The sequence below is a fragment of the Nocardia sp. NPDC023733 genome (assembly GCF_040639775.1).
In the GTDB taxonomy this organism is placed as follows: domain Bacteria; phylum Actinomycetota; class Actinomycetes; order Mycobacteriales; family Mycobacteriaceae; genus Nocardia; species Nocardia rosealba.
In genome coordinates this window covers 2,271,971-2,283,972 of record NZ_JBFAAN010000001.1, presented here as the reverse complement: position 1 = coordinate 2,283,972, position 12,002 = coordinate 2,271,971, and the positions used below count along the sequence as shown (strand labels likewise).

The 12,002-nt window shown below is 69.1% G+C and carries 10 protein-coding genes; 6 read left to right on the top strand and 4 right to left on the bottom strand.

Translation table 11 applies throughout. The features are described from left to right. Position 1: 1 nt before the first annotated feature. Positions 2-1,654: an AMP-binding protein gene (locus tag AB0F86_RS10640; protein WP_356983465.1), complete on the bottom strand. Its 1,653-nt coding sequence runs from the start codon at positions 1,652-1,654 to the stop codon at positions 2-4. Between the two features lie 214 nt (positions 1,655-1,868). On the opposite strand from AB0F86_RS10640, the gene AB0F86_RS10635 reads away from it, so the two are divergent. From AB0F86_RS10635 to AB0F86_RS10620, 4 genes are read left to right on the top strand one after another with little or no spacing between them, the layout of a single operon-like run. Beyond that, entirely contained in the window at positions 1,869-3,107 is a 1,239-nt protein-coding gene (locus AB0F86_RS10635; RefSeq protein WP_356983463.1) for a cytochrome P450, read from the top strand. After that, positions 3,104-4,327, top strand: coding sequence for a cytochrome P450 (locus tag AB0F86_RS10630; RefSeq protein WP_356983462.1), 1,224 nt, complete (start codon positions 3,104-3,106; stop codon positions 4,325-4,327). Before AB0F86_RS10635 ends, AB0F86_RS10630 begins: the two co-directional genes overlap by 4 nt. After that, positions 4,324-5,616 carry an FAD-dependent monooxygenase gene (locus AB0F86_RS10625; RefSeq protein ID WP_356983460.1) on the top strand — a complete coding sequence of 431 codons (1,293 nt, stop codon included), beginning with the start codon at positions 4,324-4,326 and terminating at the stop codon, positions 5,614-5,616. The genes AB0F86_RS10630 and AB0F86_RS10625 overlap by 4 nt, the downstream gene beginning before the upstream one ends. Positions 5,617-5,641: 25 nt before the next feature. Further along, complete coding sequence (locus AB0F86_RS10620) at positions 5,642-6,889, top strand: cytochrome P450 (RefSeq protein WP_356983458.1); 1,248 nt, start codon at positions 5,642-5,644, stop codon at positions 6,887-6,889. A gap of 19 nt (positions 6,890-6,908) precedes the next feature. On the opposite strand, the gene AB0F86_RS10615 is transcribed toward AB0F86_RS10620, so the two are convergent. Then, complete coding sequence (locus AB0F86_RS10615; RefSeq protein ID WP_356983455.1) at positions 6,909-7,655, bottom strand: dienelactone hydrolase family protein; 747 nt, start codon at positions 7,653-7,655, stop codon at positions 6,909-6,911. 233 nt (positions 7,656-7,888) lie between these two features. Further along, the gene (locus tag AB0F86_RS10610; protein ID WP_356983453.1) at positions 7,889-8,752 is read right to left on the bottom strand and encodes an NAD(P)-binding domain-containing protein; all 864 of its coding nucleotides are present in this window, start codon (positions 8,750-8,752) and stop codon (positions 7,889-7,891) included. A gap of 150 nt (positions 8,753-8,902) precedes the next feature. Here AB0F86_RS10610 and AB0F86_RS10605 point away from each other — a divergent pair, with 150 nt between their 5' ends. Then, positions 8,903-9,202 (top strand): helix-turn-helix domain-containing protein, encoded by a 300-nt coding sequence (locus tag AB0F86_RS10605; protein ID WP_220139646.1) that lies wholly within the window; start codon positions 8,903-8,905, stop codon positions 9,200-9,202. A 703-nt stretch (positions 9,203-9,905) separates the two neighbouring features. Here the strand turns inward: AB0F86_RS10605 and AB0F86_RS10600 are convergent. Further along, positions 9,906-10,937 (bottom strand): alpha/beta hydrolase family protein, encoded by a 1,032-nt coding sequence (locus tag AB0F86_RS10600; protein ID WP_356983452.1) that lies wholly within the window; start codon positions 10,935-10,937, stop codon positions 9,906-9,908. A 280-nt stretch (positions 10,938-11,217) separates the two neighbouring features. Here AB0F86_RS10600 and AB0F86_RS10595 point away from each other — a divergent pair, with 280 nt between their 5' ends. After that, entirely contained in the window at positions 11,218-11,943 is a 726-nt protein-coding gene (locus AB0F86_RS10595) for a nuclease-related domain-containing protein (RefSeq protein ID WP_356983450.1), read from the top strand. Positions 11,944-12,002 lie beyond the last annotated feature (59 nt).

Here is a 12,002-nt window from a genome sequence, read left to right as displayed (position 1 = left end):
GTCATCGCCGGCCGATCAGATCGCGGGCGGCGAGGCGTTGGAGCTTGCCGCTGCTGGTGCGGGGGATGCTGCGCGGTGCGACCAGGTGCACCTGGACCGCGCCGAGCCCGAGCTGGGCGGTGACGGCGGCGCGGATGGCGTCGGCGAGCGTGTCGGCCGCGGCGCCGGTGCGTTCGGTTTCGGCGATGAGAGCGATCACGTCGTCACCGTCGGGATCGACGGCGGCGGTGCAGCGGCCCTTGTGGACGCCGTCGAGGTCACGGACGGCGGCCTCGACGTCCTGGGCGTAGTAGTTCACGCCGCGCACGGTGATCATGTCCTTGCAGCGGCCGGTGACGAACAGTTCGCCACCGCGCCGGTAGCCGAGGTCGCCGGTGCGCAGCCAGCCGTCGACGAACCGGTCGGCCGCGGCCTCCGGGTCGGCGGTGAGATAACCGTCGGTGACGGGGGCGCCCTGGATCAGGATCTCGCCGACCCGGCCGTCGGGTAGGTCGGCGCCGGTGTCGGGGTGCACGATCCGCACGGCGATCCCGTCGACGGGCGCGCCGACCGAGGCGACCGCCCGCGCCCCGTCGGCGTCCCGCGCGACCACGTCGGCGACCGCGGCGTCCGCGAGCAGGGCACGGTCGACCCACTCGAACACCGGCTCGCGCAGCAGCGGTGGGAACGCGACGGCGAGGGTGGCCTCGGCCATGCCGTACACGCCGAACATCGTCGACGGCGCGAAACCGGCGGGCGCGAACCGCTCGCGGAACGCGCTGACCACCGATTCGGCGATCGGTTCGGCACCGTTGAACGCGATCCGCCAGTGCCCCAGGTCGTAGTCGGTGACCCGCTCCGGCGGGATCGCCGCCAGCAGCGCCTCGTAGCCGAAGTTCGGCATCGCGGTGATCGTGGTCTCGGTCGCGGCGAACTCGGCGAGCCAGCGCGCCGGATCCTTCACGAACGCGAGCGGCGACCACACGTGCGCCGGGATGCCGCGCAGCACCGCCGACAGGGTGCCGAACAGTCCCATGTCGTGGAACAGCGGTAACCAGAACCCGCCCTGATCATCGAGCCCGAGATCGATACCGGTGCGGATGGCGGCCAGTCCGCTCACCACATTCGCGTGGGTGAGCCGCACACCCTTGGGCAGCGCGGTGCTGCCGGAGGTGAATTGCACGATGGCCAAATCATCGGGGTCCGGCGTCGGCAGGATGTCTTCGTCGGCGGTGACATCCTCGACGAGCGCGCCGGTGTCGACGAATTCGACGCCGATGTCCCCGATCAGCGGAACCATCGAGGCGAATCGGGGTGAGACCAGAACCGTCCGCATGCCCGCGGCGGCGGTGATCGCCGCCAGCTTCGTCGGATAGGCGGCCGTCGCCCTCGCGCCCGCGGGCAGCGGAAGGGGAGTGGCGGCAGCGCCCGCGGCGGCGATGCCGAACAGGGAGGTCAGGAACTCCGGCGCGTTGGGGCTGAGCACGCCGACGGGTTCGCCACGGCCGATCCCGCGTCGCACCAAGGCGGTCGCCGTCGTCCGGGCGCGTGCCTGTATCTCGGCGTTGTCCAGCTGCTCCGACACCGACCAGAACGTCGCCGTGACGCGCGGCCGTTCGGCGGCGACCCCGGCCAGCAGGGTGGTGAGCGTGTCGCTCGAACGCGAGGAATTCATGCCGGAAACGACAACAGTGCCATATGACATCGCGTTGAACGACTAACGAAATACGCGCGCCGATAATCACCGTCGATCGTCCAATTGCTCTGCCTGATAAAGATATTCGACTATCGCCCGATCGGAGCAGACAATACTTCGCGAATTCACGGACACCGCGCGGCGACGATGAGCGGCGAAATCCCCGCACCGAAATCGCCTCTAGGAGCTGCCGGTGACTTCCGATCATGTCGCGGTCGAGGACCCGACCCCGGTGCAGATCGCGGTGCTGGAGAGCGTCGCGCCGCACTGCCGCCACGACCCGTATCCCAGCTACGAAACCCTGCGCGCCGCAGGGCCGTTCGTGCCGGGCCCGCGCGAGACCCACCTGGTGCCGCGGCACGCGCAGGCCCAGGCGATCCTGAGCGATCCGCGCTGGAGCCATGCCGAGGAGCCGGACCTGCTGCACGGCGACAGTGACGTGGAGTTGCCCGGTTCCTTCCTGTGGATGGAACCGCCGGACCACACCCGCCTGCGCGGCCTGGTCGGCAAGGCGTTCACCGCCCGAACCGTCGCAGGGCTGCACGAGCGCGCCGACCGGCTCGTCGACGGGCTGCTCACGGCGATGCTGGCCGATGCCGAGACCGATGTGCTCGAGGCGCTGGCCTACCCCGTGCCGCTGACCCTGATCTGCGAACTGCTCGGTGTTCCCGCCGAAGCCCACGCCCACGTGCGGGAGATCTCCGCCCACATCGCTCGTGGCCTCGACCCCGACACTCTGCTGAGCCCCGCCGAGCTGGCCGCGCGCACCGAGGCGGTGCACGCGTTCGACGCGTTCTTCGGCGATCTGATCGCCCAGCGCCGCACCGACCCGCGCGACGATCTGATCACCGCGCTGGTGCACGCCGAGGAGGCCGGCGTCCGGCTGACCAGGACCGAACTGATCGGCACCCTGCTCATCCTGGTGGTGGCCGGGCACGAGACCACGGTCAACCTCATCGGCAACGGGCTGCTCGCCCTGATCCGCCATCCCGACCAGTTCCAGCGACTGCGCGAGGACCCCGCGCTGTGCGCGCCCGCCGTCGACGAAGTGCTGCGCTACGACCCACCCGTGCATCTGACCACCCGCACGGCGCGGCACGAGATCGAGCTCGCCGGAAAGACTTTCGTCCCCGGCGACGCGGTGATCGTGCTGATCGGCTCGGCCGCCCGCGATCCGGAGGCCTTCCCCGAGGCCGACCGCTTCGACATCGGCCGCTACCTGCCGGGCAGGCGACCCGAACGGCACCTGTCGTTCGGTCTCGGCCTGCACTACTGCCTGGGCGCACCACTGGCACGCCTCGAGATGCAGGCCGTGCTGCGCGCCGTAGCCACCCGGGTCGAGCGGATGCACCTGCTCGCCGAACCGCCGTATCGCCCGAATGTGGTCGTGCGCGGCATGTCCGAACTGCGAATCAGCCTGGAGGGCCGATGAGTACCGCTGTCCCCGCCGACCTCACCTTCGACGCCTTCGCGCCCGACCACCGCGCCGACCCGTACCCCGCCTACGCGCGGGTCCGCACCGCCACCCCGCTGTTCCCGTACGCGCTCGGCGAGGTGCCGGTGCGTCTGGTGACCCGCTACGAGGAGTGCGCGGCGGTGCTCACCGGCGCCGACTGGGGTCACGGTTACGCGGCGGGCATCAGTCCCTTCCGCGACACCAGCGCCGCCATCCCCGGCTCGTTCGTCCGCATGGACCCGCCCGAGCACGGCCGCTACCGCAAGCTGGTGGCCAAGGCGTTCACCCCGAAGATGATCGGTGAGATGGTGCCGGTGGCCGGCACGGTGGTCGACGGGTTGGTCGACGCGGCCCTCGAACGCGGCGAACTCGACGTACTCGAGGATCTGGCGGTTCCGCTGGCCGTCGCCATGGTCGCGGTCCGGCTGCTCGGCGCAGACGCCGCCGACGGCCTCAGCTTCCGCGCCTGGCAGTTGGCCATCGCCCGCGGCAGCGACCCCGACTCGCTGCTCGGTCCCGACGACATCAGCGCCCGCACCGACGCGGCCATCGCCTGCATGGGCCATTTCGCCAGGCTGATCGCCGAGAAGAAGCAGCGGCCGGGCACCGACCTGCTCAGCGAACTGGTGGCGGCCAGCGTGGACGGCGACTTCCTCACCGAGCCCGAGGTGATCGGGATGTCACTGCTGCTGCTCGTGGCGGGCATGGAGACCTCGATCAACCTGATCGGCAACGGGATGCTCGCCCTGCTGCGGCATCCCGATCAGCTCGCGCTGTTGCGCGCGCATCCCGAGCTGATCGGCCCCGCCATCGACGAGATGCTGCGCTACGACGCGCCCACCCAGTTCACGATCCGCGTCGCGCTGGCCGACACGCGTGTCGGCGAGCACAGCTTCCGCCGCGGCGACGGCGTCGTCGTGCTCACCGGCTCGGCCAATCGCGACGAACGGGTCTACCACGACCCCGACACCTTCGACATCACCCGCTTCACCGGAAACCGCCCGCCCCGTAAGCATCTCGGCTTCAGCCTCGGCATCCACTACTGCGTCGGCGCGCCGCTGGCCCGCATCGAAGCAGAGGCCGCGATCCGCACCCTGCTCGACCGGGCGCCCGAGCTGGCCCTGGCCGAGCGGTCGATCGAATACCGGCCCAGCCTGATCCACCGCGGCGTCCGCCACCTCCCGGTGACCCTGTGACCGCGCCGCGGCAGCACGCGCTCGTCATCGGCGCCGGGGTCGCCGGGCTGTTGGCGGCGCGGGTGCTCGCCGAGCGTTTCGACCGGGTCACCGTGGTGGAACGCGACGAGCCGGACGCGAAAGCGGCTGTGCGCCGCGGTGTTCCGCAGGCCTGGCATCTGCACGGCCTGCTCGACCGGGGCCGCCGGATCATGGAGGAGCTGTATCCGGGCTTCACCGAGGAGGCCGTCTCCGACGGTGCGACCGTGGCCGAGGTGCTCGTCGGCACCCGCTGGTATGTCGGGGGTTCCCGGCTGGCGGCGGGCGCGACCGGACTCACCTCGCTGATCGCGACCCGGTCGCTGCTCGAAACCGTCCTGCGCAGGCGCACCCTGCGGATGCCGGGTATCGACCTGCTGACCAGGACGACCGTGCAGGGCCTGATCGGCGACGCCCAGCGGGTGCGCGCCGTCCGGGTGACCGGCCCGGCGGGGGAGCAGACCCTGGTGGCCGATCTGATCGTCGACGCCAGCGGCCGCGGCTCACGAATCACCCTGTGGCTCAACGAGATCGGTGCGAACGTGCCCGACGAGGAACGCCTGGAGGTCGACCTCGGCTACGCGTCGCGGTTCTTCCGGCACCGGCCGGGCCAGCTCGACGGCCAGGCCTCGGTGATCGTGTCGACCGGTGCCGACGGGCGCGGTGGCGGCGCGGTGCGGGTGGAGGGTGACCGCTGGCACGTCACCCTCGCCGGGATGCTCGGCGATCATCCACCGACCGACGATCAGGGGTTCCGCGCGTACGCCGCGTCGCTGTCGGCGCCCGATATCCACACCATCGTGGTCGGCTCCGACGCGCTCGGCGAGCCGGTCCCGTACCGCTTCCGCACGGCGGTGCGCAGGCGCTTCGATCGCCAGAGCGCCCGGCCCGCGGGACTCGTTGTGCTCGGCGACGCCCAGTGTGCGTTCAACCCGCTCTACGCCCAGGGCATGACCGTGGCCGCACTGCAAGCCGCGGCTCTGCGCGAGTGCCTCGACGCCGACGACCTGCCCGCCCGCTTCTACGCGGCCGCCGCCGACGCCGTCGCGGTGGCCTGGCAGCTGGCCGCCGGCTCGGATCTGCGCAATCCGGGCGTCGAGGGCAGGCGCACCCTGCGCACCTGGCTCACCGACGTCTTCGTGACCAGAGTGCAGCGCGTGGCCCACCACGATCCGCGCGTGGCCAGGACCTTCCTGCGAGTCGCCCACCTGGTCGACCCACCCGCCGCGCTGACCGCGCCGGGCACGCTGCGCCGCATCCTCCTGCCCTGACCACCACCCACGAGGAGACCCACCCATGACCTCCACGATCGACACCGACGCCGTCCAGACCGCCCTGATCCAGCTGTTCGGCCCCGACGGCCGCGCCGACCCCTACCGCCCCGCCCGCGTACTGCGCGAAGCGGGCCCGATCCACCAGACTCCACTCGGCCATCACGTGCTCACCCGCTACGAGGACTGCGCGGCGGTGCTGTCGACCACCGCGTGGAGCCACGCCGAGGAGGCGGCGATGATGCACCCGACGGTGTCGCCGGAGAACGCCCCCGAGGAACTGCCCACGTCGTTCCTGTGGATGGAGCCGCCGGACCACACCCGCCTGCGCAACCTCGTGACCAAGGGATTCACCCCGCGCATGGTGACCCGATTGCGGCCCCGGATCGAGCAGTTGTGCGAACAGCTCGTCGACGACGCCGTGGCCGCGGGCGAATTCGACCTCGTCGAACTGATCGCCTACCCGCTGCCGTTGATCATCGCCTGCGAGCTGATCGGCGTGCCGAAGGAGGCCTACGACCAGGTGCACCGCTGGTCGCAGGACCTGGCCCGCGGCTTCGATCACGACTACACGCTGCCCGAGGAATGCCTGCGGGCGCGCAGTGCGGCCTCGCGCGGATTCATGGGCTACTTCCGTGAGCTGCTCAACGAACGCCGCGTCAGCCCGCGCGACGACCTGCTCAGCGCGCTGTCCCAGGTCGAGGATCGCGGTGACGTGCTCTCCGAACAGGAACTGCTCGCCACCTGCATCACCACCTTCGTCGCCGGGCACGAGACCACCGCCAATCTCATCGGCACCGGCATGCTGCGCCTGCTGCGCGACCCCGACCAGATCCAGGTGCTGCGTGAACGTCCCGAGATGCTCGCCCACGCACCCGACGAACTGCTGCGCCTCGACCCGTCGGTGCAGATCACCACGCGCGCCGCGACCCGGCCGATCACCGTCGCCGGGCACCGGTTCGAGCAAGGCGAAGGTGTTGTGGTGCTGATCAATTCGAGCAACCACGACCCCGCCGCCTTCCCCGACCCGGAGCGGCTGGACGTGACCCGCTACTCCGACCCGAAGAACCCGGCCAAGAAGCACCTGGGCTTCAGCCTCGGCATCCACTACTGCCTCGGCGCCCCGCTGGCACTGCTCGAGATGGAGATCCTGCTCGACGTACTGTTGCGCAAGGTCGGCTCGCTGGAACTGCGCAGCGAGAATCCGCCGTTCAAGCCGAATGTCGTCATCCGCGGCCTGGAATCGCTACCGGTGGCCGTCACCCCGGCCTGAGCGACGGGTTGGTCGGCGGCTACCGGGAGCCGTCACCGTTGCCCAGTGCGCGGCCGAGGAGGGGGAGCAGCCGGTCCCAATGACGTCGCAGTGCGGCGGGATCGAAGTCGTCGGTGTCGGACATGGTGAAGCCGTGCATGGTGCCGGGGTAGATCTCGGAGGTGTATTCGACGCCTGCGGCAGCCAATGCCTGGTTGAGCAGGCGCAGACCCTCGGGCGTCAGATCGGTTTCGGCGTGGCCGAAATGGACTTCGGCGGCGAGTTCGGAGAGATTGTCGAGTCCGTCGGCACCTACCGGGGCGTGGAATGCGGCGAGGGCAGTCACCCGGCCGGGGTCGGCTACAGCGGTGCGCACCGCCAGTAGCCCGCCTATGCAATAACCCGTCACTGCAACGGGTCCGGCGCTGACCTCGGGTCGGGTGGTGAGGAACTCGAGGTAGGCGTCGGCGTCGCGCAGGACGAGTTCGGCGGTGTGTGCCTCGATCAAGGGCATCAGCTGGGCGAACAAAGCAGGGCGGGCGTCTGCTCCGATGTGTTCGGGCAGTTCGATCACCGGTGCCGGGCCGTGCCGGTAGAAGACGTTGGGGACGAGCACGTAATACCCGTGCCCGGCCAGTTCCTCGGCCATCTCCCGCAGCACGGGCCGCACACCGAAACCGTCCGGGTACATCAGTACCCCCGGGAATTGCTCGCCGGAGTCGGGGAAGGCGGCGAACGCGTCCGCGTGGCCGTCGAGGGTGGGGATCTGCAGCGTCTCGGTATGCATGGATTCTCCTGTCGTGGTTGATGTTTGGAGCTTGGATCAACACGAAAGGAGGCGGAGCCCGCGCAGCGGCGCTGGATCTTCGATCGGACGTCGGGCTCTCGGCCCGTGCGGTGCTCAGAAGAGCACCGGGTCACCGATCCGTGTGTGGCGCAAGGCCGTCCCGGTGGTCATCGACACCCACCATAGCCCCCACGGGAAACAGTCGCCGCCGCTCACCGACAGGAGCCGCTCGATCAGCGGCGTAGGAGGTCGACGACGCCGGTGGTCGACTCGTTCCCGCCGCCCTCGGCGACCCGACGTTCCATCAGTGTCATGAAGGGCTCGAGAAGTTCCGGGCTGACGCCCTGTTCCCGGGCGGTACGTCGCAGTGTGTTGTTCGTCGTGGCCATCATCGCCAGGTTCGACTCCACGTCCTGCGTGTAGTCCCCGCTCGCCAGCTGCACGGCGGTGCCGAAGGCGTACCCGGCCATCGCCTGCTGGTAGGCCACCATGAGCGGCGCGAATTCGACCGGTGAGATGTCCTCGCCACCGATGAGTGCGAACGCGTGTGCGGCGCCCGCGAACATGCCCCACATCGCACTGAGCAGCGCGATGTCGTACAGCGCTGCGAAACCGGCGTCGGCGCCGACGTAGGTGACACCGGCAGGCACCGCCAAGGCCTCGGCGTGAGTCTCGTGCAGCCGCGCCGAACCGCTGTAGAAGACGTACGCACCCGAGTCGGCTGCGCCGATCATGGAGGGGACGGCCATGATCCCGCCGTCCAGGAAATTCCCGCCGCGCGCGGTGATCCACTCGGCGAGCGCACGGGCCTCGGCGGGTGTGCTCGTGGTCAGGTTGACGATGTCGCGGCCGGTCAGATCGACGCCGTCGAGGGTCGCGCGCACCGACGCGTCGTCGAGGAGACACACCACCACGAGCGTGTTCGCGCTGACGGCTTCGGCAACGGTCGCGGCGACCGCCGCCCCCACCGGCGCCCGCCTGGGACTGCGGTTCCACACGGTGACGGTGTATCCCGCCGCGAGCCACGAACGGGTGAGGGCCGAGCCCATGTCGCCGAGCCCGAGGACGGTGAGCGCTTTATTTTTGTTGTCGGACATGCGGTTTAGTGTTGGCGTGGCATCCGGGCCGAACAAGTACGCACACTGAAGTGGGTACGCACTTCCGGGATAGCGAACAGGTAGAGGGAAGGAACCATCGTGCCGATCACACGCAGGCCGGGCGCGTACCGATGCGGACTCGACGCCACCATGTCGGTACTCAACGGCAAGTGGAAGATGATGATCCTCTGGCCGCTGAGCGAACGCCCCCACCGCTTCGGTGAGTTGCGCCGTGAGGTGAACGGCGTCACCGAGAAGGTCCTCACCACGCAACTGCGCGAGCTGGAGGCCGACGGGATCGTCCATCGCACGGTGTACAACGAGGTACCACCCCGCGTCGAGTACTCCCTGACCCCACTCGGCGAACTCCTCAACAACGCACTGCTCCCCTTGGAGGCGTGGGGTCGCGAACACCTCATGGGTGAAGAGGTCGTCCGGTCGGGTTCCTGAACCGGTTCAGGTGGTCGACGTCGGCCACTTGCGCGATATTCCCAGAATGGCGCCGACGCTGCGGATCGCCGACATCACCGCCCGAATATCGTCGGGTCCTTGCCCGAAAGCCTCGGTGCGGTCATCGATGCGGAAGGGGCACAGGTAGGTGTGCGGGCGATTCGGATCCCGGCGCGGCCGCGCGATGGTGACGACTACCGGGCCCGAGGGAGTTTGGACTGCGCGGGCTCCCAGCGGCGGACCGAAAGCGCGGGGGTCGGCCGCACCCGCGCCTGAAGCGTTGGGCAGTAGCCGAGGTAGCGCAGGTGTTCTCGGCTGACCGGCCGCTGCTCTGTTGGGCAAGTCGACTCGGGTCGCGGTGTTTTCAACCTCCACAAGTGCGGCGTAGACGGCGGCCAACCTGTTCGGGCCCCGGACCTTGTGTTCACGGCTACCGCCGACCCGATATGTGCACATCCAGTCGTGCGTCGATGCGTCGTGTCGTGGCTCGCCGATCTCTATGCGCACCTCCCGTTCGCCGTCCCTGACGGTAGTCACGACGATCACTTCGCCCCGTTCGTTGTTCACTGATCCTCCTGAATACGGAATGACTCCGCGTGTGGACGGCGATGCCATGGCCGGACCGCTGCCCGGACAGATCCGTATCGGGGTGGAGGTTCAGCGACTGTGCTGCTCCGGATTTCCGCGACACGGTGAAAGCGGCTCAGGGTGTCCGGCTCCCGATCGATTGCGCCAGGAACGGCCAGGAAGTACGCAGATCGTCTTCCCAGTAGCCCCACGAATGCGTACCCACCGGCCGCTCGTCCAGAGTCACCGGGATGTCCAACTCGCGCAATCGATGTGCGAGGTTCATCGTGCAGAAGTGCACTGCGGCCTCGATCGGCCCACCGAAGGCGATCTGGATCGGCAGCGGAATTCTGCCGTCCCGCACGCGCGGATCGTTCGGCGTGTCGTGGGGTGCGGCGGGGATTCCGCTCCCGGTGCTCAGGTAGATCGCGGTGCCGCGCAGCCCCTCCGCGTTGACCAGCGGATCGTTGGCGCGCCACAACGGCCCGGTACGCGGGCCCCACATGTTCTCGACGCTCTGCGCGCCGCCCCAGTTCTCCACCGTGATCCGCACGAATTCCTGCCCGATGGGGTCCGAGGTCTGCGCGCAGCCGCTGTAGGAGGCCACGCTGCGCCAGAACCCTGGTTTGGCGATCGCCAGATTCAGCACCGAGGTTCCGCTCATCGAAACCCCGACCAGGGTTCGATTGCCGTCGGCGCGCAGGAAGTCCTCGATCACCGGTGGCAGCTCCTCGTTGAGGAAGGTCTGCCACATGTTGCGCCCCAGCGCCGCATCGTCGCGCACCCAGTCGGTGTAGTAGGAGCTCGCGCCGTCGACCGGGGTGACGACGTTGACGTCCTTGTCGCGCAGGAAGCTGACGGCATCGGTTTGCGCGTCCCAGCCGCTGCCACCGGGGCCGCCTTGTGAGCCGTTGAGAAGGTACATCGTGGGCCGCGGATTCGAGGTGTCGGCAGCACGGATGACCTGCAGCGGAATCGGCCTGTTCATGGCGGGGGAGTACACCGTCACGTTCAGCTGCCGGTCGTCGACCGCGTCGGCGGACAACACCCTGGCCGGCTCTGGTGCCGCGGTCGCGGAGGTGACCGAGCCGCCGAGTGCGCCGGCGATCAGGAGGCCCACAAGGGTCGATCGCAGGGTTGCTGTGCGGGTGGGACGATGTTGTCGCACTGTCGAGAACCTCTCGTGCCGGTCGCGTCCTCCGGATGAGGACATCACAGGGTGTGCCAGGGACGGATCGGCTATGCGAAACGGCCCTGGCGGAAGTTCGCGCTGCCCCCGTCCGCGGTTTGGTCTTTCGGACAACTGGCGCAAGCACGCCGGGTCATCGCCTCGGTGCCACTGTTCGTCGCGTTGATTCCAGGTCGGTGTCCTCAGCTGTAAACCTTTGTGTGCGAACGACTTCGGCGCATCGGTGCGGCGTGCGACACTGGCACGGAGGTAGAGATCGGTGCGCGAGACCGGCCTGACGAACCCGCGAGGCCGGTCGATCGGGGAGGTCGTTGTGCTGCTGTTGGTCGACCCGGATTCGGAGTTGTCGTCCGCCGAGGAGCGTTTCGCCGACTGGGTCGAGTGGAGCCCGGCCCAGTCCGGTGTGGTGTTGCTCGACGTCAACGTTCCGTACCGCGGTCACAGCCGTCAGCTCGACGCGCTGCTCTTCACCCGTCAGCGCTGTATCGCGGTCGAGGTCAAGGGATTCCGCAGCGTGCAGCACGGGACATTGATCATTCCGCCGAACGGGCCGTGGGTGCTGGACGACGGTGAGGTCGCCGACATCTACGGCAACGACTACGACCACGACCCCGTCAGCCAGGTCCGCGCGAACTCCTCGGCGGTGAAGAACTGGGCCACCAGCGCGACCCGGCGGCCCTGCTTCGTCTGGGGCCTGGTCGTGGTGATGCTGCTCCCCGGCCAGGATGTTCCGTCGCTGCAGGTCGACGCCCATCCGGAGAAGACCGACATCATCGTCGAAGACTTCGACGTGTTCCGGTATTACCTGCACCGGTTGGACGACCAGAAGGTGCAGTGGGACGCGGACCGGGTGCATACCCTGCTGACGCGCCTCGGTGTCGCGCATCGCTACGGCGGCCGTCGGGAGGCGATCGCTGCCGCGCTCGGCGAACCTGTGTACCTCGACGACGGTGTTCCCGGTGCGACTCCACTGCGCCGCTACTGAAACGGCAGACCAAGCCTGCTCTGCTCGCCGCGGTGTCCGACGAAACCTGTGTAATCGTC